Raw genomic sequence first — 20,820 nt, 5'->3', positions numbered from 1 at the left:
CTGCTACTAAACTTATAAAACAGAACAGGGCTGGCCTCGCGCCAACCCTTGTTCAAAGTATAATTAAAAAAGATCGTTATCGTTTTATGTTAAACGTGAGGGCAATTAGCTTTTTGCCTTCTATGTATTCTTTATTTTCGTACAGCTTGTTCGAAATCTGGTTCAAAGCCAGCTGCACTTTTTTGCGCTTTAAATTTAGTCCGGTATTTACCGTTTCCTCGTAAAGCAGTTTAGCGTCATCACTATAAAACCTTATGGTTTGTATTTTGGGCTTATTAACATTGCTCTCCACTACCCAATAACCATGATTAGCCTCTACCTTGTTTTGAGCCCAGCCGCATAACGCGCTTACCAGAATCAATGCTGTTATTATTATCTTTTTCATAACTCAGGTTTTTAATTCATCGAACTAAATTAACCCGGCTATAAATCAGTAAAAAACAGCTATGCTATTCAGCAGTTAAATGGCGACAAACACCTGCTTTTATCAGCCTATTAGCATTGGTACTAAAATAGTTACTCCAGTTAAAAAATTCTCTGCAGTCTGTCTACAAAAGCATGCGGTTTGTCGCATTTAATAAAAGATTTCGCATCTTTTGGTTGCTATAGAGTAAATTAGCTATATGAATGACGTCATTGACAGGGGGCTTAGCAAAATAAAAATACCACGTGTTTACCAGCACTTGTTGTTTTGGGCTGTCGTTTACTTAATAGTAGCAAGCCTTTATTCGGTACAAACCAGTTTTTGGATTTCATTAAGAAATAACCTGTTTTTTATGCCTGTTCAAATTGCATACTATTATGCAATTGCCTATTGGATAATTCCGCGGTACCTGTTTGTTAAGGATTATTTAAAATTCACGTCGCTGTTAATATTCCTGATAGTTGTATCATTATTTTTAACCCGGGCTGTGGCCATATTATTTGTAAACCCTTACCTCGTGAGGGTAATGAACATTATCGACCCCGGTTATATTAAAGCCACCCAGCAACCTTTTTTTGTGAACATGCTTGATATGCAAAGCATGGTGAACGCTTTAAAGGGTGTAAACCTCATTATTGGTTTTGTGCTGGCTATTAAGCTGTTTAAAATGTGGTACGAGCGCAAACAAGCAGCCTTAGAAGCTGAGTTAAGCGCTTTAAAAGCACAGGTACACCCTCATTTTTTGTTTAATACACTAAATAATCTTTACGCTTTAAGTTTAGATAATTCACCTAAATCACCGCAGCTTATTCTTGACCTGTCGGGTATTTTGCGGTACATGCTGTATGAATGCAATACCAGTGAGGTACCGCTAGAAAAAGAAATATTGATGATACAGCAATATATTAAGCTGGAAAAACTGCGCTATGAAGATCGTATCGACATTAACTTTACCGTTACCGGCAGCCCCCAAAATAAAATAATAGCCCCGCTGGTAATACTGCCATTTATTGAAAATGCCTTTAAACACGGCACGAGCGAAAAAACCGGACTGGTATGGATTAATATTGATATGAGCATCACCGGAAACCATTTTAAATTAAAGGTAGCAAACAATAATCCCGAGAAACAGCCCGATAATGGTGAAGCAACAAACCGTGGCCACATTGGCTTAAAAAACGTAATGAAACGGCTCGACTTGCTATACCCTGCTACTTCAAAGCTTAAGATCATGAATGAGGATGAAACTTTCCTTATCATTCTCGATATGGACCTGAATACGATTAAACAGCCCTTAAAACAATTGGTAAACGTATGAAGATCCGCACGCTGATAGTTGATGACGAGCCACATGCTATAGAGGTACTGGAAAAATACCTGGCGCAGTTTAACCAAATGGAACTGGTTGGCAAATGCGCGGATGCCATACAAGCTTTTCAGCTATTGCAGCAAAAAACTATCGACCTGATGTTTTTGGATATACAAATGCCGGGCATTAAGGGTACCGACCTGCTGCGAAGCCTAAAAAATCCGCCGAAAGTAATTTTCACCACCGCCCACAGTGAGTATGCCCTGGAAGGTTTTGAATTAAACGCGGTTGATTACCTGCTGAAGCCCATTTCTTTCGAGCGTTTTTTGCGTGCCGTTGATAAAATTTATCAGTTAACCGAAAATAAGTCCCGGCCTGCTGTTACCCATGAAACAATGGTTAATGATCATGAAACATTTATATACCTTAAGGTCGAGCGTAAAACCATTAAAGTAAATGTAAATGATATTTTATGGATAGAGAGCCTGCGCGATTATGTAAAAGTAGTAACGAAAGACCACACCTACATTACCCGGCAAAAGATCAGCATTTTAGAAGAAATGCTTCCCGAAAATAAGTTTGTGAGAATACACCGCTCGTTTATGGTGGCATTGGCCAAAATAGATTCTTTTTACTCTTATAGCATTGAAATAGCCGGTCATGAATTGCCCATAGGCCGCAACTACAAGCAGGATGTTCAAAAAAAGCTAAAAGCCGAACGGCTGCAATTTGACTAAGCTGCAAAACCATGCAATTTCCCTTATATTTGAAGCTACCTGCTTTTACATATGAGTAACAAAATAACTGTTTTAGATATCCCTTCTGCACTTAACCGGCACATCGCGAATGCAAATACTAACCAATCGAGTTTTGGGATTGCTGACGGCGGTTGGAACCAGGACGATTTTGCAGTATTAGGTAATGAACCGGGCTTAACACACGGTTTGCCCATTAAAACAGATTACTACTCGGTGATATTATGTCTTAACGGCAGCTGCAAAAAAACAATAGGCCATTTTGTATTTGAGGTTTACCCTAATTCCATTCACCTGGTATCGCCGGCGTATATTACTTCTTTTGAGGATGCTTCTGACGATTTGCTCCTATACCAGGTATTGTTTAAAAAAGAGTTTCTGACGCATAATTTCCTGAAAGAAAACATTGTAGATAACCTGCTGGAGGTGAACCCAGATTATCCGCCTATTTATGGTCTGCCTCAAAAAGCGGTAATTTCACTAAAAGCGCTTTACGAAAAAATAAGTGATGAAAGCCGGGAAAAAGGCGCCTTCCATTTACAGATATTGCGCCTGCTGTTAACAGACCTGCTGTATGAAATGAACCGGGCCTGCGAAAGCTGCCTGCTGCACTCTACCCGGCACCTCAGTAAACAATACCAGCTGGTGTATAAGTTTAAAAAACTGGTAGAAGATAAATTCCTCACCCTTAAAACCGTGCAGGAATATGCGGATGAACTATTTATATCTGCCAAATATTTAACAGAGATAGTAAAGAACGAAACAGGGCAAAACGCACTCCACGTGATCCATAATCGCATGTACCTGGAAGCCCAGTATCTTTTATCATCATCGGGTCTTAGCATTAAGGAAATTGCCGAGCGGCTAAACTTTGATAATAGTTCGCACTTCAGCCGTTTCTTTAAGCGCTTTGCAGGTTATAATCCAACCGAATTTAAGCAACTGTAATCCTCTCCCCCTTGCCAAAATACCCGTTATGACTATTGCCTGACGGTAATTTTCATCTGCCGGAAAAATTGGTTGTTAAAACCGATTTATTGAGATTGATGTGCCTCCATAACCGCAGTACCTTTGACATGTCAATTAAAAATAACGGTCATGAAAAAGGAAAACTTAAACTTATTAAAAGGCAGATTACTCCAGTTGTACTGGGGAACTTATCAGGTTTTAACAATCATTTACAGATGATCTTTTAACAGAACATTCTAAATTCTATCATATATAACAACTCATACTACACCAAAACAATCATGAAAACTTTAAATAAACTAAGTGTTTTAATAGTTTCATTATTATCAATTATTTCCTTGAACCTTAAAGCACAAGATATTACACCCTCTGTTACTCCAAAAACTACTTCACTTGGTTCCGGCATCCGGTTAAGTGCCGGTATTGAGTCAGGTTTGCCTATTGGTAAACTGAATGACAATTACAGCTGGAATTTTGGTGGTTCATTACAGGCAGATTTACCAATTGTAAGAGATCAGCTTTATGCCACTTTCACTACCGGTTTCAATAATATTTATGCAAACAATGTATCTAATGCTCCTGATATTCAATTAATACCGGTTATGGCTGGTTTAAAATACTTTCCTGTTAAAAACTTTTATATACAGGGCGAAGCAGGTTCATCATTCATTGTTAACAAATCTGATTTAGGCGCTACCAAATCAGCAGCCTTTGTATACTCACCACAAGTAGGTGTAATGTTTAAGGTAGGTGCTAAAAACTATATAGATGCAGGTGTCAGGTATGAGAGCAACAGTAAATTTTATACCAACGGCAGCAGCAATAACTTTGTTGGATTAAGAATTGCCTACGCCTTTAATTTGTAATACCCGAATTTAACAGCCGTTCCCGGCTTCACTATATATTGACACATAAAAAGAGGCAGACTTTATTTAGGTCTGTCTCTTTTGTTGTAGTGGCATATAGGTTACATACTTGTTGGACTAAGATTTTGATCAATTAAAGCTTGTATATTTTCATCCTGTAGCAATCCGGAATCTACCATGGTATTAAACCATTTTGAAAATTTATCTGCACCCTTATAATTCAAATGCCCATAGTCAGCAAAGTCGTCGTCATGTAATGGAAAATTATTAAAGTCTAAAAAATCGACGTCGGCAAATTCCGTATTCCTTATTTTCACAAAAGCAGTTTCGTTTTTCAGGTATTCATATTTTTTATGGTGGGGGCTTCTCACCAGGAAAACCTTTTTATTCCGGGCACGACTATAGTTAACTATCTTTTTCAGATAGCTAACATTAACATCCGAAAATTTTGCACTCACTTTATCTTTGGCGTCGTTTGCTGTCTTACCATTATCATACAGTTTTCCGATCCGTAAATAGCCGCCCATTTCGTCAGAAAAGTTATAGTTGCCGGTAAGTACCCTTACTAAATTTTTACGGGTAGAAATTGACATGCAACTCATAAAATCCTTCGGGTTGTTTTTGATCAGCAGGTTTATGTCTTCCCTGTCCATAAAAGAGGCGTATTTCGGGAACATGCTCGACATATATTTGTACCCCCAGGTCCAGTCGTTCATTTTCTCATCTATCTGATTATTTGAAAACTCAATTAAAACAGTTTCGATATGGGGGTTTTGTGATAATACCTTTTTTATTTTCTGATAGGTATAAAAATAAGGTTCGGCCGAGTATGCAAGGTTTTGAAAATTTGTAATCAGGGTATCGTTAAAAGCGCATTCAGGGTGCGAGTGCCCAAACAAAACCATTTTTCTATGCTGCTGGATGGTAAACTTTGATTTTTTATCAACAACGTAATTAGGTATAAATATGACTGAAACAAGCAAACAGGCTGTCATGATAATAAACGATACCGTTCTTTTTAAAAACTTGTTCATGATTTAAAATTGAAAATAAATAAATGTTTGCTCCCTGCCCATAAACAGATATATGGTAAGGATCAATGTAAAATAAAACGCCAGCCGGTAGCTTCTCTTCTTAAACCGGCCCAACGTGGCAATAGCGTACTGATGTTCACGCCCGGCCCATTCAATCAGTAAAAAAACAACAATTAATAAAAGGGTATTCAAAACATCAAAACCGCTGGCATCCAGTTGCGGAACAGAAAACGTGGATCTGGAAAATATTCTGCCTATATAGTTTAATGCATGTTCCAGGTTATTGGCCCTGAAAAATATCCAGCCAAAAACAACCAACAAAAAGGTAAGCACCATCTGAAAAAACTCTTTTATAGTTGGCAGGCTTTTTCCCCTGGCCACTATTTCGAGATTGTCGCGATTGGTATTAAGAATAATAGATGGCACAATAAACAAGGCGTTCAGGAGCCCCCATACGATGAAGGTCCAGTTGGCACCATGCCAAAAGCCGCTCACTAAAAAAATGATAAAGGTATTTCTTACCCTCATCCAGATTCCACCCTTGCTGCCACCCAGCGGTATATACAAATAATCGCGAAACCAACCTGATAACGAGATATGCCAGCGCCGCCAAAATTCGGCTATATCCCTTGAAAAATAAGGGAAGGCAAAGTTACGCAGCAGTTCAATACCAAAAAGCCTTGCTATACCTATAGCCATATCTGAGTAGCCCGAAAAATCACAATAAATTTGAAAAGTAAAGAAAAAGGCGCCCAATATTAATGTACTGCCAGGGTAGTGATCTGAATTAGCGAAAATCATATTAGCGAATTGCGAACATTGGTCGGCTATTACTGCCTTTTTAAAAAAGCCCCATAATATTTGCCTTAAACCATCAACAGCATTGGCATAATCAAAGGTTCTTTCCTTTTTTATCTGTGGTAAAAGATGGGTAGCCCGCTCAATAGGGCCTGCAACCAGGAGCGGGAAAAAACTGATAAAGAAAGCGTAATCAACAAAATTCCTTTCGGCTTTTATACGATTTTTATAAATATCAATTATGTATGACAGGCCGTGGAAGGTGTAAAAAGAAATACCTACCGGCAGTATCACTTTTAGCGTCCACGGACTTACATGTACGCCAAAATTAAGAGCAGCATCGGCAAAAGATTCGGCAAAGAAATTATAATACTTGAACACCGCCAAAAAACCAATATTTACAGTAATACTTAACCAAAACCAAAATCGCCGTTTATGCTGATTATCAGTTTCAGCTATCTTGAGTCCGGTAAAATAATCCAGTAAAGTAGAGAAGATGAGTAGAAACAGAAAGCGCCAATCCCAGCAGGCATAAAAGTAATAGCTTGCACAAAGCAATAAAAAGTTCTGGTACTTTAACTTTTTAGCCACAAACCAGTATAGTAAAAAAACTATGGATAAAAAAATGGCAAAGCTAACAGAGTTAAAAAGCATAAGCTGTTTTATAATTATAATTTATTACTGGCGCACTTACATGCCCTAACTCTTCAATACCCTCAAATTTTCTATGCCGGTTTTAATAAGTGTGATACAGTTTTAGTACATTAAAATTAGGTTTTATAAATGCACTAAATCCATGCTCAAGTGGTTTTGCAGTTTATTTGTATCTGTGCTGTATAATTACTTTACACTTTATACACTTTGTTTTACACTTTTAAATGTTTGTGTTAACCGGGATTTACGCATTAGTATTCAAAATATTTACAATTTAAAAAACTCTTGCAGCCCTGTTGGGTTTGGTTTATATAATTAAAAAACAACATGGCAAAAAACGTTGCAGACCAATTGGTTGAGATGCTGGTGAACGCCGGTATAAAAAGAATTTATGCTGTAACCGGCGACAGCCTGAATGAGGTAAACGATGCCGTAAGGCGCGAGGGCAGTATACAGTGGGTACATGTGAGGCATGAGGAGACGGGGGCTTACGCAGCGGGTGCAGAGGCACAGCTCAATGGGCTTGCCTGCTGCGCAGGCAGCAGCGGCCCGGGGCATGTACATTTGATCAATGGACTATATGACGCCCACCGCTCGGGCGCGCCGGTTATTGCCATTGCATCAACCATAGCCAGTTTTGAATTTGGTACAGATTATTTTCAGGAAACCAACACTATAAAATTGTTTGATGATTGCAGTTATTATAACCAGGTAGCTACTACACCCAAACAATTACCCCGCATGTTACAGGCGGCAATTCAAAACGCCCTGCTCCAAAAAGGCGTAGCCGTAATTGGCTTGCCGGGTGATGTTACCAGTATGGATGCTGTTGAAATAGATACATCAACCCAAAACTTTAATCCCATTCCGATGATCAGGCCTTCAGATGCTGATCTGCACCGGCTTGCCGAATTAATTAACCATCATCAGAAAATAGCCATTTTTTGCGGTATCGGCGCCGCCGAAGCGCATGACGAGATAGTGGCGCTATCACAAAGGCTACATGCTACGGTGGCTTACTCTTTCAGAGCCAAAATGGATATACAGTACGGCAACCCTAATGAAGTGGGCATGACCGGACTTTTAGGTTTGCCATCGGCCTACCACAGCATGCATGAAAGCGACCTGCTCATTTTACTGGGTACCGATTTCCCGTACACACCTTTTATGCCCACCGAATGCAAGATTGTGCAGATAGATACCAAACCCGAACGCATTGGTCGCAGGGCAAAAATTGATGTGGGTTTGTGCGGAACTATAAAGGATACACTTACCGCACTACTGCCTTTAATCACACCAAAACAGGACGATAGCTTTTTAAAAGCCCAATTGAAGGTATATGCCGATGTAAAGGATAAAATGCAAACCTATGTTGACGACAGCGGCGAGAAAGATAAGATACATCCCGAGTTTGTGGCCAGCATGTTGGATAAGCTTGCTGCCGATGATGCCATATTTACCGTTGATACAGGCATGTCATGCGTATGGGGATCGAGGTATATTAATGCTACAGGCAAGCGTAAAATGATAGGTTCATTTAATCATGGCTCCATGGCTAACGCCATGCCGCAGGCTATTGGCGCCGCGATGGCCCGCCCCGGTCAGCAGGTAATAGCGCTTTGCGGCGACGGCGGTTTATCTATGTTGCTGGGCGATCTGGCTACCATTGTTCAGTATAAGCTACCTGTTAAGGTCATTGTTTTCAATAACCGCTCGTTGGGTATGGTGAAGCTGGAAATGGAAGTTGCCGGCCTGCCCGATTGGCAAACCGATATGTACAATCCTGATTTTGCATTGGTTGCCCAGGCTATGGGTATGAAAGGTATAACTGCCAGTCAACCGGGCGAGGTTAAACAGGCTATTACCGATGCGTTAGCTTTTGACGGACCTGCATTGGTAAACGTATTTACCGACCCGAATGCTTTGGCTATGCCACCCAAAATTGAATTCGAACAGGTAAAAGGATTGGCAGTATCCATGACCAAACTCATGCTTAACGGCCACATGGATGAGGTGCTGGATACCGTAAAGGCAAACTATAAGCACCTGAAAGACCTGCTGTAAGTCCGGGAATAACAGGTGTTCTTTTTTTGAAAGTGCGAACACCAACGTACAGTCGCAAGCGCAACCGAACAGGTGCGAACACGACATTCTCGAGTGGTGGCCTGTCACCCTGAGCTTCGACGGAGCGCAGCATGACAGCCGGATTTTTTTGGCTATACTTTGGCTATACAAAAAGACATATGTGATGCATCTTTCTCCTCATACTTTATCGAGGTGACAAGGAGATATACTCAACAAAAAACCCGGCGTTAACCGGGTTTTTATCTTTATTTTCTCCAAACGTTATTGTCAGGGTTATAATCGGGCAGTACGTTATCAGGATCGTAGGTAACGGATTCAATTTCATCGCTTGATGGATATTTAAATGTCCATGATGAGAAACGCTCCCAAATTTCAACCGGCAGTTTAATACGGTCGGTTTGGCCGCCTTTGGTTTTTATTTCCAAAATAACGGGCATTGCCATTTTTCCCAGGTTATCAATGGTAATCATTGCACCTTTTGAAGGATCGTTATCAACATACTTAACATCGGTTACAGCAACATCCAAACGCCAGTTGTTTAAAAACCAGCCTCTCCAAAACCATTGTAAGCTTTCGCCAGAGGCGTTTTCAATCGTGCGGAAAAAATCATCGGGGGTTGGGTGTTTAAACGCCCAGCGGTTGATGTAGGTTTTAAAGGCAAAATCAAAACGCTCGGGGCCTAATATCTGCTCGCGCAGTAAAATAAGACCAGCGCTTGGCTTATTATACAACAAGGTACCCGTATTTTTTTCTTTCAGGTTGGCCGGCTGGCTCATGATGGGCTCCAGTTCGGGCTTAGTGAAAAGATCGCCGGTGTGGTGCATATCAACCTTCCCTTTTTTATACTCACCATTGTTGAAATCAGTGGTCGATAGCGTATTAATAAAAGTATTAAAGCCTTCATCCATCCAACCATACATGCGCTCGTTTGAACCTACAATCATCGGGAACCAGGTGTGGCCAAACTCATGGTCGTTTACACCCCAGAGTTTTTCTCTCTCGGCTTTGTAACCGCAAAATACAATACCCGGATATTCCATACCTCCCACTATACCCGCAACGGCAGTAGCATTAGGATAAGGGAACTCAAACCATTTGGCCGAGTTATACTCTATTGATTTTTTTACGTATTCGGTTGAGCGGCCCCAGGCGCCGTTGCCATCGCTTTCTACCGGGTATGCAGATATAGCCATTGTTTTTTTACCGCTTGGCAGGTCCATTTTTGCTGCATCAACAATAAACGCAGCTGACGACGCCCATGAAGCATCCCTCGCGTTTTTTATTTTGAAGTGCCAGGTAAGCTCGGTTTTACCGGCCGGGCGCGATGCCGCGTCTTTAACTTCCTTCGCGGTACGGATCATTACTGTTTTTTCGCTTTGAGCAGCCTCGGCCCAGCGTTTTTGCTGTTCGGCAGTGTACACTTCCTGGGGGTTCTGCAATTCGCCCGATGCTACCACGATGTGGTTGCCCGGAGCGGTGATGCTCAGATCAAAATCGCCATACTCCAGGTAAAACTCACCAGGCCCGGTATAAGGCAGCATATTCCAACCCATTACATCGTCATACACGCACATGCGCGGGTACCACTGGGCAATTGTATAAATCTTGCCATTTTTGGTTTGCAGGTAGCCCATACGGTCTGACCCATAATTTGGCGGGATAAATGCATATTCAATTTTAAGCTTAGCCTGTCCGCCGTTGGCTGTCACCTCCTTTGGTAAAAAAACCTGCATGCGGGTATCGGTTACGATAAATTTAGCATCAACAAAATCATTGCTGCCGTTTGCATATTTTACCGATTTTATTTTGTAGCCGGCATCAAACGCTTCGCCACGGCCCCAGTTACGGCTGCCTGTCGGCGGTACTATGGCTGTACCGCGTGAGTCGGACTTAAAAAGGTTCTGATCAAGCTGCATCCATAAAAAACTTAAATTTTGCGGACTGTTATTGGTATAGGTTAAAACTTCAGAGCCTGTAATTTCATTTGTTTGATCATTAAGTTTGGCTGCCAGCTGGTAATCGGCACGGTTTTGCCAGTATTTGGGGCCCGGCTCGCCGCTTGCCGCACGATATTCTGATCCATTTTTGGAGTAAAACGATGGGCCGAAAGTTTCGTGGTAATTGTAATCTGAGCCAGGGGTAGTTTGTTGTGCATTGGATACCCCCATTGCCAACATAAAGGCCATGCTGAAACCGGCCAGTAGTTTTAAATTCATTTTCAGTTGTAGTTATAATATATTATAAGGCAATTATACTACAAAAAAACAACCTGAATGTTCTTGGTAAAACGATTGTTACGGGAATATTAATTAAAAACAAAGCCTATAAATCAGGTAGATAAAGAGGATTTATAGGCTATGTTAATTACTTTGTACTATTTATCTGGTGGTTATTTATTCAAAAAGTGATCTTTATAAACCTGCTCATCAAAACCAAAAAACAGGAAGTCGCCATCCTCAATAACCGGGCGTTTTATCATGCTTGTTTTTTGCTGCAGCAAGGTAAGGGCGTCGGTATTGGTTTTTACGCTTTCTTTAACAGCCGGGTCAAGCTGTTTCCAGGTAAGGCCCTGCTTATTCAGAAATTTTTCATAACCTGCCCTGTTGTCCCATTCCTGTAGTTTCTCGGTGCTTACACCAAGCTTTTTAAAATCCTGGAAATCATAATCAACCTTATTTTCCTTAAACCAGTCGAGGGCTTTTTTTACTGTATTGCAATTGGTAATTCCGTACACTTTCATGCTGCAAATTTATTGATTTGCACCACTACTTTTACCACTGTTTTTGGTGTCGTCATTATTTATGCTACGCTGGCTCTTTTTAATATTACCGTTAAGCTTACCAAATTTATAATTAAGCCTGATAGCAAAGTGACGATAAGGGTTATCGCTGTTAGTACTTTGCGTAAAATCAGGCGTACGGGAACTGTTAGAAAACGTTCTGTATTTGCTGTAAGGATTGTTGGCAACCAATGTTACCGTGAGCTTTTTGTTAAACAGGTCTTTAGCAACTGTATAAGAATTATAAATAAAGTTGCTCGATTTACCCTGCAAAGTTACGTCGCCGCTAAAAAAGCCTGCATTGTAACCCAGGCGGTAGGTATCACCCAGTTTATAGGTAAAGCTGGCGAATGCGTTGCCAATGTATCCATCATTTTTAAAGAATTGGCCATTGTATGTGCCCTTTAACCAAATATGCGAAACCTGTGCGTTTAGGCTAACGGTAAATGGCTTGATGATAGAAAAATTGGTATTAACGTTAAGCCCCAGGGTACGGTTACTGCCCAAGTTTTGAAAAGTGGTATAGGTTACGGTATCTACCTTATTTGATGAGGTACTATCAACCTGCAAGCGGCTCACATTCTGAATAGAATTATTTGAGAAAGCATAACTTAAGCCTACCGTAACCGATGCTTTTTTAAAGTTGCTATAGGTAAGTTCAAAGGTGTTATTAAGCTCCGGACGAAGATTAGGGTTACCCGTATTAATGAATTTAGGATTTGAGCGATCAATAAAAGGGTTAAGCTGATAAATACCTGGGCGCTGTATACGCTGTGTAAAGCCTAAATTGATACTGCTGCTTTTCATGCTGCGCTGTACAGATATAGAAGGTATAAAATTGTTATATCCCTTGTCGAGCGGCTCGCCCATAAAGTCGGCTCTGATCTGGGTATGTTCAACACGCAGACCTGCTTTAGCGGTCCAGCCAGTTAACTTTAACTGGTACGAGTTGTAAAAGCTGGTAACATCCTGGTGATAATCAAATGTGCTGGTTTGATCCTCGTTAGGCACATACTGATTGGTAGCAGGGTCAAGGTCATCGCGTTTAAAATCGCTGAAGTTATTACGCAGTATGGCTTTGGCTCCGGCTTCAATGTTTATTTTTTTTAGCGGATACACATAATCGAGTTGAATGGTATGCTCCCGGTTACCGGCATTATTACGCTGCCTGAAATCGGGGTTATCTTCATCATCATAGTTAAACCTGTTGGTAAACGAGTTTGCACTTGACTGGTCGCTGGGCGAGTAACTGTATTTATACGACATAGTAAGCAACTCATCCTTATGATTTTTAAAGCTCCGTTGGTAATTAACAGAAATATCTGCCCCTTTATCTTTACTACCGCTGCTCACCACATTATGGTAAGCCTGGTCAAGCGCCCCAATACTGTTAAACCGGTTTGATTGCAGCTGGCCATTCTGGTCAAAATGCCCCTGGAAAATTTCAAATGAACCGGTAAGCAGGTTAAGACTGTCTATTTCATAACTCAACTCGGCATTGGCATATTTATATTTACCGCCAAAAGTATTGGTACCGTTTTGATTCAATACGCTTGATATAGATTGATCTATAAATTGTGTTTGCGTATTATGAGTTGCGGCGGTCACTTGTTTTTGCGTACCAAAACCGGCATAGCCTGACAGACCGAATTTACCTTGTTTTACCGTGGCGTTAAGGTTATAACCCGGCCCCCAAACCGTGTTGTAGCGTATATTAATGCTGCCATTATAACCCTGGTCGGCGTTTTTTTTGGTGATAATATTGATAATACCTGACAAGCCTTCGGCATCGTATTTTGCGGGGGGAGTAGTAATTACCTCAATTTTTTCAATATTGGTTGCAGGCATGGCTTTCAGCACATCCGATGGGTTTTTGGCCATCAGCGCCGATTCTTTACCGTTTATCAGGATTTTATAATTGCCGCTGCCTTTCAAGCGTATCTTATCATCGCCATCAACCGATAAGAGCGGAACCTTGCGCATCATATCAAGCGCGGATATAGCTTTGCTCTCCGGGTCGGCGGTTACGTCGTAGCTCAACCGGTCAACCTCCTGTTTCATAACAGGTTTTACAGCCGTTATGGTAACCTCTTTTAGCTCTTTACTTGCAGCCGAAAGCAGAATTTTCCCGGCGTTATACTCATTGCCGGTGAGTTTTACAGGTAAAACTTTGGTGGCATAGCCAATAAAAGCTACTACTAACTGGTATGTTTTGCCTTCGGGAGCCTTTATTTCAAAACTGCCATCGTCTTTGGCGAGGGTACTTTTTACAGGGGTGTGGGTAACTGCATCTTGCAGGGCAACGGTAACATAGCCCAATGGCTTATTCAAGGCCGAATCTATTACTGCCCCTTTTACTGTTATATTAGTTGGGGAATTTTGTGTTTGCGCCATGGCAAACGCTGAAAAATAACAGCAAAGCAGGATCAGTAGAATTTGTTTCATAAGGTATTTGGTGGATAAGACGCTTTAAGTTACCCAACTGTTGCATCAATGAGAAACTATTTAACACTTTTTAACTAAATTATTAGTTTTGGGTGATTCCCGCATATTTTCACTTGTTATACCGGGTCATAGTGAGCTCAGTACCAATGGTAACAAAGCTTTTGATCATCTCAATGGAGCGATCAATCAGGCCCGGGAGTTCGGGTTTTTCGTCGTCGTCAAAGCCGCTCAGCACATAGTCAACCTGGCGGCCTTTAGGGTAATTATCACCTACGCCAAAACGCAGGCGGGCATAGTTATTATTACCTAAGGTAGCTTCAATATGTTTCAATCCGTTATGGCCGGCAGCGCTGCCTTTGGGCTTTAACCGTAACGTACCCAGCGGCAGGGCAATATCATCAACAAGCACCAGCACATTCTCAACCGGTATCTTGAGATCTTTCATCCAGTGGTTTAGCGCTTTGCCGCTCAAGTTCATATAGGTAGTGGGCTTAATGAGATGCAGGCTGCGCCCCTTAAAGGAAACTTCGGTATAATAGGCCAACCGCATATTATAAAACTTTGCCCCTTCCTGTCTGGCCAGCTCATCCAATATCATAAAACCAATATTATGCCTGGTATCTACGTATTCCGGACCTATATTTCCTAAACCAACTATTAGATATTTCATGCCCCCTACCCCCCTAAAGGGGGAATTTTTTATTTGTTTGATTGTGTTAGCGTCATGCTGAACTTGTTTCAGCATCCCACCTGCAAGGTAACATTACGAGTTTTACTTTGCGCGAGAGATCCCGAAATAAATTCGGGATGACTTCCTGTTTTAATTTCCCGGTTAACTTCAAAGTTAATTTTGGGGCAGGCAAAAGTATTATTATTTAAACAAAAAAGCGATAGGCTTACACCCATCGCTTTTCTTTAAAATCAGCTCTCGTTCCCCATTCAGGGGTTAGGTGCTTATTTTTTACCTGAAGCAGCTTCCTGCTCAGCCTGACGTAATGCACGTGAAGTAGTTACCGATACAATGGTATCTTCCTGGGCATTGGTGATAGTAAGGTTAGGTAATTTAATTTCGCCTACTTTTACTGATTTACCAACTTCCAAAGCTTCAATGCTTACTTCAATAGCATCTAAATGATCTTTAGGTAATGCTTTGATGCGCAGTTTCCTTAGTTTTTGAACTAATTTACCACCCACTTTAACACCTGGAGAAGTTCCGGTTAATTTAACAGGGATCTCGATAGTGATTGGCTTTTTCTCGTCAAGCAATAAAAAGTCAACATGGATAATTTGTTCAGTTAAAGGATGAAACTGAATATCTTTAATAATAGCCTGTGATTTAACACCAGCAACTTCAAGATCGATGAAATGAACAACCGGAGTGTAAACTACGGCTCTCAAATCAGCTGCGGACACTGCAAAGTGGGTTTGGGTTGGCCCACCGTAAAGTACTGCAGGCACCAGACCCTGGTAACGCAGTTCTTTAGCGTCTCTTTTCCCTACGTTCTCTCTTGGAGAACCGCTAATAGCAATTGATTTCATTTGTTTGTATTTATTATTTATTGTTAGTTCATGGTTCATAGATCATTGTTCATGGCCTAATCCTCATAAGTTCTTTTTCTCTTCAATTCTTCATGGCAACGGCTTTACTATGAACCATCAGCTATGAATTATACGCTATACTTAATCTACCTTGAACAGCTGGCTTATTGAGCCATGTTCATTTACATTACTGATAGCCCTAGCAAACAACTCGGCTGTTGACAGTACCCTTATTTTAGAGCTTTGCTGTTTTAACGGAATAGTATCAGTAACTATCAATTCGACTAAGGCTGAATTTTCAATGGTTTCATATGCCTTGCCCGATAATACCGGATGCGTACAAACCGCGCGAACGCTGCGTGCACCACGTTCCATAATTAAACCTGCGGCTTTGGCCAGTGTACCGGCCGTATCGCATATATCATCAATCAGCACAATATCCTGATCGGTAACATCGCCAATCAATGTCATCGATTCAATTTCATTGGCGCGTTTACGGCGCTTATCGCAAATTACCACTTCCGCGTTAAAAAACTTCGCAAAGCTGCGTGCCCTGTATGACCCGCCCATATCCGGCGAAGCAATAGTTAAATTTTCTAACCCCAGGCTTTTGATATAAGGTACAAAAATGATTGAAGCATCAAGGTGATCAACCGGGATATCAAAAAATCCCTGTATCTGCGCAGCGTGCAAATCCATGGTCATGATACGATTGATGCCTGCCGCAACCAATAAATTAGCTACCAGCTTCGCGCTAATGGCTACACGAGGTTTATCTTTCCTGTCCTGACGGGCCAATCCAAAATAAGGGATAACTGCATTTACATAATGTGCCGATGCACGACGGGCGGCATCAATCATCATCAATAACTCCATAAGGTTATCAGTAGGCTGGTGGGTACTTTGAACCAGGAACACATCGCACCCTCTTACAGATTCATTAAAGTGTGGCTGAAATTCGCCATCGCTAAAACGCGAAAGCACTACATCACCTAATTCGCGGCCATAAGCATCAGCAATTTTTTTTGCCAGCTCCTTTGAGCCTGATCCTGCAAATAACTTAACGGGATTAAATTGTAATGGCATTTTTTATTTCGGATGTTTAATTTCGGATCTAACCCGGTAGCTATCTTTTAAATAATAACCCCTATAAAAAGCAATTCGGATTTCAATTTTCCCTCAGACCTAAATCCGAAATTGAAAATCAGAAATCCGAAATCTTTCTTGTTGCCCGACCAGGATTCGAACCTAGACAAACGGTACCAAAAACCGTCGTACTACCATTATACTATCAGGCAATCTCCTTTGGTTTGTTTTGCACTCCCCGAAAAGGAATGCAAATATAAGACGTTTTTTTTACTCTCAAAATAGAATTTGAAAAAAGTATTTTTATCTGCGTTTTAGGCGCAAATATGGGTTAAAAAGTGTTAATACAAAGGTTTTCATTTCCACATCGTAATAGTTTTATTATTTTCGGGCTGCATAAAACCTTTTTTTCTATCGTAAAGTTCAGACATGAGTTACAATAAAACCAACAATATATTCGGCTGGATAGCCTTTATTATTGCTACGCTAACGTATATTTTAACCTTAGAGCCATCTTCAAGCTTTTGGGATTGCGGCGAATTTATTGCCTGTATTTACCGTTTGCAGGTAGCACACCAGCCCGGCGCTCCGCTGTTTACCATGATTGGTAAGGTATTTACCCTGCTTTCCTTTGGCGATAGTACTAAAGTGGCTTATTGGGCCAATATGGCCTCGGCCCTGGCCAGCGGCGCAACCATCATGTTCCTGTTCTGGACCATTACCGCATTGGCAAAAAAGCTATTAATAAAAAAAGGTGAAGAGATAAGCCAAACAAACTTTATCCTGATTATAGGCGCCGGTTTAGTTGGCGCTTTGGCCTATGCCTGGTCAGATACGTTCTGGTTTTCGGCGGTTGAGTCGGAAGTTTACGCGCAATCATCTTTATGTACTGCTGTGGTGTTTTGGGCCATATTAAAATGGGATGCCCATGCCGATGAGCAGCACGCCGATAAATGGATCGTATTTATTGCTTATGTAATGGGGCTTTCTATCGGCATCCACCTGCTAAACCTGCTGGTAATACCTGCCATTGCGTTGGTAATTTATTTCCGCAAGGCTAAAAACACAACCCCATCGGGTACTTTCTGGGCATTTTTCGCCGGGATTGTTGCCGTTGCATTTGTGCTTTGGGGGGTTATACAATTCACCGTAAAAGGCGCGGCTTTTTCCGATCTGCTTTTTGTAAATACCCTGGGCCTGGGCTTTGGCAGCGGCGCGGTCATGTTTTTTGTTTTGGTAATAGCCACCATAGTTTTTGGCATATATTATACGATTAAGCCTTCAAAACCGCTAATTATAATAGCCGCTGTGTGTTTTATACTGGCACTAGGCATTAGCGCAGGCATAATTGGTTTTGTTGTAGGCCTGGCTGTTTTAGCCCTGTTGGAGTATGTTGTTAAAATACGCGAACGCCGTTTTGCATTAAATACATTTTTAATTTGCCTGCTGTTTATCCTGTTCGGCTACAGTTCGTTTGTAATGATTGTGGTGCGGGCAAAAGCCAATCCTAATTTGAATAACAGTGACCCCGAAAACGCTTTCGCACTTAACGGCTATCTTAACCGCGATCAGTATGGCGATACTCCATTACTGTATGGTCAGTTCTTTGATTCGCAGCCAACCGAGCAAACCGAAGGTGCCAATATTTATCGCCGCGGTGAAACCAAATATGAAATTGCGGGCAAAAAATTAACAACCGTTTATGACCGCAATACCTTGTTTCCGCGTATGTTTAGTGACAAGGGCGGTCACCCTGAATTTTACAGATCATGGACCAGGCTGGGCGAAACCGAACACCCTACCTTTGCCACCAACCTGGGCTTTTTTGGCAGCTGGCAGGTTAACCAGATGTACACCCGTTATTTTCTATGGAACTTTGTTGGCCGCACAAACGACCTTGACGGGCAAACCAGCAATACCGGTGTAGACGGCAACTGGATTAGTGGATGGAACTTTAGCAAACCGCTGCCCCACTCAGTTACCGAGAGCAAAAGCTATAACCGTTTATTTTTCCTGCCACTTATTATCGGTCTTATTGGTGTGTTCTTCCACTTTTACCGCGATCAGAAAAACGCGGGTGTGGTAGGCGTACTGTTCTTTTTTACGGGCCTTGCCATTGTGTTGTATCTAAACCAGGATCCGTTGCAGCCACGTGAACGTGACTATGCTTATGCAGGTTCGTTTTACGCTTTTGCTATATGGATAGGTATAGGCGTGCTGGGCATTGCCGACTTTTTAAGTAAGAAACTCAACCCCAGGCTTAGCGCCATCATAGCCACCATAGTATGTTTGCTGGCCGCACCAATATTAATGGCCAACCAGGAGTGGGATGATCATGACCGCTCAACCAAGCTTACGCCGCATGATATGGCTTATAATTACCTCAGCTCCTGCGCGCCAAACGCCATATTGTTTACTTACGGCGATAACGATACTTACCCGCTTTGGTATATACAGGAAGTTGAAAATGTACGTCCCGACGTACGCATTGTGAATTTAAGCCTGCTGGGTACCGACTGGTACATCCGCGGTATGAAAAATAAGATGAATGAGTCGGAGCCATTGCCGATCACCATGCCGAACGATAAGTTTAAACCAGGTGTGCGCGATGTTATTTATTTTAACGATCAGAAAGTTGCCGGCTCAGTAGAGCTAAAGGAGATTTTTGATTTTATTACCTCTGATGATAAGGCTGCCATGGTAGAGTATAATAATGGCGATGTTGCCAATTACCTGCCGGCCAAAAACTTTAAGCTTACTGTTAACCCCGACGAGGTGATAAAAACCGGAACTGTAAGTGCTGCCGAAAAAGACAGGATTACACCTGAAATGGACTGGACCTTTAATGGCCGCTACGTAACCAAAGATATTTTGGCCATGATGGATATGCTGAGCCATAATAACTGGAAAAGACCAATTTATTTTTCGGTAACGGTACCCAATGAAAATATGATGGGCCTTGATAAATATCTGTATAACGAGGGCTTTGCTTACCGCTTGCTGCCATTTAAACCAGATACCAGTGCAAACGCTTTGGAAAACAGTCATACACCGGAAATGTATCATAACATGATGACTAAATTCAAGTGGGGCAACATGAAAAACGCGAGTTACCTTGACCATGAATCCATGACCATGTTTTATCCGTTAATTACCAGGCTTTACTCCAACTTAACGGATAACCTGATAAAAGAAGGACATCCTGATATGGCAAAAAACGCGCTTAAAAAATACGACGAAGTAATGCCCGGCATTATTAACTCAACCGAAGTAGCGGTACGCAAATACTATATGATTGAAAGCTCGTACCGGCTGGGTGATATACCGTTGGGTAATAAACTGTCGGCCCAGGTTAATGATTATGTGATTGATCTGCTCAACTATAATTACACGCTGCTTCAAAAAGGCGAAACCAGCACCGACAGCCGCGATATTCAATATTCTATGTCGATACTGAAAGGCCTGGTTGATTTTACCAAAGAGTTTAAGCAAACCAGCTTAAATATTAAATTCAGCGCGCAGTTAAAAGAATACGAAGGCAAATTTGGAGCTGTACCAAAACAGTAATATATTATTCTATTAGTAAAAAGCCTGTTCGTATAATATACAAACAGGCTTTTTTTTATTCTACCTGTTACCCCGAGCACGTCGAATGATTGAGCGCAGAGACTGCCCACCATACTTCGACGGAGCTCAGCATGACACCTCTCTTTTTAATTAGATATGGCCTGTCTCCCTTGTCGAAGGGCGTGCGCGGAGACCCACCCACCATGCATCGACAAGCTCATGACAGCCTACCCTCACACATTCATTCTTTCTCTTGTCAGCAGATAAGCTTCGGGCGAAAGCAGGCAGAACATGGCGGACTTGCGCGGTGCAGGGGCATAGCAAGTTTTTGCTGAAGCGTGGGCATTAACGAAGTGGGGCAAAATAATTGCGGCCCGTGGTTCCTGCTGCATTGCAGGGTAAAGGCATTGTGCAAAAAGAAGCATTTCTGCTGAAAGCCCTTTGGTTACTTAGTGGCTACAAAGTTACTGGCCCTCCCGCGGCCAAAGCAGTTATACGCCAGGCAATGTC

Annotated in this window: 15 protein-coding genes and 1 tRNA gene; 6 read left to right on the top strand and 10 right to left on the bottom strand. The window is 41.7% G+C overall.

Annotated elements, in window-relative coordinates; all coding sequences use genetic code 11:
- Nucleotides 1–76 precede the first annotated feature (76 nt).
- Nucleotides 77–385 (bottom strand): hypothetical protein, encoded by a 309-nt coding sequence (locus SNE25_RS07580; RefSeq protein WP_321564493.1) that lies wholly within the window; start codon nucleotides 383–385, stop codon nucleotides 77–79.
- 238 nt (nucleotides 386–623) lie between these two features.
- On the opposite strand from SNE25_RS07580, the gene SNE25_RS07575 reads away from it, so the two are divergent.
- The 4 genes from SNE25_RS07575 (at nucleotide 624) to SNE25_RS07560 (ending at nucleotide 4,323) form a co-directional block, all read left to right on the top strand.
- Nucleotides 624–1,742, top strand: a complete 1,119-nt coding sequence (locus tag SNE25_RS07575) for a sensor histidine kinase (RefSeq protein ID WP_321564492.1) — start codon at nucleotides 624–626, stop codon at nucleotides 1,740–1,742.
- Nucleotides 1,739–2,470 (top strand): LytR/AlgR family response regulator transcription factor, encoded by a 732-nt coding sequence (locus SNE25_RS07570; RefSeq protein ID WP_321564491.1) that lies wholly within the window; start codon nucleotides 1,739–1,741, stop codon nucleotides 2,468–2,470. The genes SNE25_RS07575 and SNE25_RS07570 overlap by 4 nt, the downstream gene beginning before the upstream one ends.
- 51 nt (nucleotides 2,471–2,521) lie before the next feature.
- Nucleotides 2,522–3,436: a helix-turn-helix domain-containing protein gene (locus SNE25_RS07565; RefSeq protein WP_321564490.1), complete on the top strand. Its 915-nt coding sequence runs from the start codon at nucleotides 2,522–2,524 to the stop codon at nucleotides 3,434–3,436.
- A 302-nt stretch (nucleotides 3,437–3,738) separates the two neighbouring features.
- Nucleotides 3,739–4,323, top strand: coding sequence for a hypothetical protein (locus SNE25_RS07560; protein ID WP_321564489.1), 585 nt, complete (start codon nucleotides 3,739–3,741; stop codon nucleotides 4,321–4,323).
- Between the two features lie 101 nt (nucleotides 4,324–4,424).
- On the opposite strand, the gene SNE25_RS07555 is transcribed toward SNE25_RS07560, so the two are convergent.
- Nucleotides 4,425–5,357, bottom strand: a complete 933-nt coding sequence (locus SNE25_RS07555; protein ID WP_321564488.1) for a hypothetical protein — start codon at nucleotides 5,355–5,357, stop codon at nucleotides 4,425–4,427.
- 3 nt (nucleotides 5,358–5,360) lie between these two features.
- Complete coding sequence (locus tag SNE25_RS07550; RefSeq protein ID WP_321564487.1) at nucleotides 5,361–6,809, bottom strand: MBOAT family O-acyltransferase; 1,449 nt, start codon at nucleotides 6,807–6,809, stop codon at nucleotides 5,361–5,363.
- 327 nt (nucleotides 6,810–7,136) lie between these two features.
- Here SNE25_RS07550 and SNE25_RS07545 point away from each other — a divergent pair, with 327 nt between their 5' ends.
- A complete protein-coding gene (locus SNE25_RS07545) occupies nucleotides 7,137–8,873 on the top strand; it encodes a thiamine pyrophosphate-dependent enzyme (RefSeq protein ID WP_321564486.1) in 1,737 nt (578 codons plus the stop codon).
- A 266-nt stretch (nucleotides 8,874–9,139) separates the two neighbouring features.
- Here the strand turns inward: SNE25_RS07545 and SNE25_RS07540 are convergent, their stop codons facing one another.
- The 7 genes from SNE25_RS07540 to SNE25_RS07510 all read right to left on the bottom strand — a co-directional run bounded on the left by SNE25_RS07540 (nucleotide 9,140) and on the right by SNE25_RS07510 (nucleotide 16,955).
- Nucleotides 9,140–11,110 (bottom strand): M1 family metallopeptidase, encoded by a 1,971-nt coding sequence (locus tag SNE25_RS07540; protein ID WP_321564485.1) that lies wholly within the window; start codon nucleotides 11,108–11,110, stop codon nucleotides 9,140–9,142.
- A gap of 173 nt (nucleotides 11,111–11,283) precedes the next feature.
- Nucleotides 11,284–11,634, bottom strand: a complete 351-nt coding sequence (locus tag SNE25_RS07535; RefSeq protein WP_321564484.1) for a Spx/MgsR family RNA polymerase-binding regulatory protein — start codon at nucleotides 11,632–11,634, stop codon at nucleotides 11,284–11,286.
- A gap of 9 nt (nucleotides 11,635–11,643) precedes the next feature.
- The gene (locus SNE25_RS07530; protein ID WP_321564483.1) at nucleotides 11,644–14,118 is read right to left on the bottom strand and encodes a TonB-dependent receptor domain-containing protein; all 2,475 of its coding nucleotides are present in this window, start codon (nucleotides 14,116–14,118) and stop codon (nucleotides 11,644–11,646) included.
- A gap of 109 nt (nucleotides 14,119–14,227) precedes the next feature.
- Nucleotides 14,228–14,788: an aminoacyl-tRNA hydrolase gene (pth, locus tag SNE25_RS07525; protein WP_321564482.1), complete on the bottom strand. Its 561-nt coding sequence runs from the start codon at nucleotides 14,786–14,788 to the stop codon at nucleotides 14,228–14,230.
- A 284-nt stretch (nucleotides 14,789–15,072) separates the two neighbouring features.
- Nucleotides 15,073–15,657 carry a 50S ribosomal protein L25/general stress protein Ctc gene (locus tag SNE25_RS07520; protein WP_321564481.1) on the bottom strand — a complete coding sequence of 195 codons (585 nt, stop codon included), beginning with the start codon at nucleotides 15,655–15,657 and terminating at the stop codon, nucleotides 15,073–15,075.
- 141 nt (nucleotides 15,658–15,798) lie between these two features.
- Nucleotides 15,799–16,743, bottom strand: a complete 945-nt coding sequence (locus tag SNE25_RS07515) for a ribose-phosphate pyrophosphokinase (protein ID WP_321564480.1) — start codon at nucleotides 16,741–16,743, stop codon at nucleotides 15,799–15,801.
- Between the two features lie 141 nt (nucleotides 16,744–16,884).
- Nucleotides 16,885–16,955: transfer RNA gene (locus tag SNE25_RS07510), tRNA-Gln, on the bottom strand.
- Between the two features lie 217 nt (nucleotides 16,956–17,172).
- On the opposite strand from SNE25_RS07510, the gene SNE25_RS07505 reads away from it, so the two are divergent.
- The gene (locus SNE25_RS07505; protein WP_321564479.1) at nucleotides 17,173–20,310 is read left to right on the top strand and encodes a protein O-mannosyl-transferase family; all 3,138 of its coding nucleotides are present in this window, start codon (nucleotides 17,173–17,175) and stop codon (nucleotides 20,308–20,310) included.
- Nucleotides 20,311–20,820: the final 510 nt, after the last annotated feature.

The organism is Mucilaginibacter sabulilitoris, assembly GCF_034262375.1.
GTDB classification, from domain to species: domain Bacteria; phylum Bacteroidota; class Bacteroidia; order Sphingobacteriales; family Sphingobacteriaceae; genus Mucilaginibacter; species Mucilaginibacter sabulilitoris.
This window is presented reverse-complemented; position numbering and strand designations above follow the sequence as displayed.

Coding starts and splice junctions, on each gene's coding strand:
- SNE25_RS07580 (WP_321564493.1), bottom strand. CDS start 385: ATGAAAAAGATAATAATAACAGCATTGATTCTGGTAAGCGCGTTATGC.
- SNE25_RS07575 (WP_321564492.1), top strand. CDS start 624: ATGAATGACGTCATTGACAGGGGGCTTAGCAAAATAAAAATACCACGT.
- SNE25_RS07570 (WP_321564491.1), top strand. CDS start 1,739: ATGAAGATCCGCACGCTGATAGTTGATGACGAGCCACATGCTATAGAG.
- SNE25_RS07565 (WP_321564490.1), top strand. CDS start 2,522: ATGAGTAACAAAATAACTGTTTTAGATATCCCTTCTGCACTTAACCGG.
- SNE25_RS07560 (WP_321564489.1), top strand. CDS start 3,739: ATGAAAACTTTAAATAAACTAAGTGTTTTAATAGTTTCATTATTATCA.
- SNE25_RS07555 (WP_321564488.1), bottom strand. CDS start 5,357: ATGAACAAGTTTTTAAAAAGAACGGTATCGTTTATTATCATGACAGCC.
- SNE25_RS07550 (WP_321564487.1), bottom strand. CDS start 6,809: ATGCTTTTTAACTCTGTTAGCTTTGCCATTTTTTTATCCATAGTTTTT.
- SNE25_RS07545 (WP_321564486.1), top strand. CDS start 7,137: ATGGCAAAAAACGTTGCAGACCAATTGGTTGAGATGCTGGTGAACGCC.
- SNE25_RS07540 (WP_321564485.1), bottom strand. CDS start 11,110: ATGAATTTAAAACTACTGGCCGGTTTCAGCATGGCCTTTATGTTGGCA.
- SNE25_RS07535 (WP_321564484.1), bottom strand. CDS start 11,634: ATGAAAGTGTACGGAATTACCAATTGCAATACAGTAAAAAAAGCCCTC.
- SNE25_RS07530 (WP_321564483.1), bottom strand. CDS start 14,118: ATGAAACAAATTCTACTGATCCTGCTTTGCTGTTATTTTTCAGCGTTT.
- pth (WP_321564482.1), bottom strand. CDS start 14,788: ATGAAATATCTAATAGTTGGTTTAGGAAATATAGGTCCGGAATACGTA.
- SNE25_RS07520 (WP_321564481.1), bottom strand. CDS start 15,657: ATGAAATCAATTGCTATTAGCGGTTCTCCAAGAGAGAACGTAGGGAAA.
- SNE25_RS07515 (WP_321564480.1), bottom strand. CDS start 16,743: ATGCCATTACAATTTAATCCCGTTAAGTTATTTGCAGGATCAGGCTCA.
- SNE25_RS07505 (WP_321564479.1), top strand. CDS start 17,173: ATGAGTTACAATAAAACCAACAATATATTCGGCTGGATAGCCTTTATT.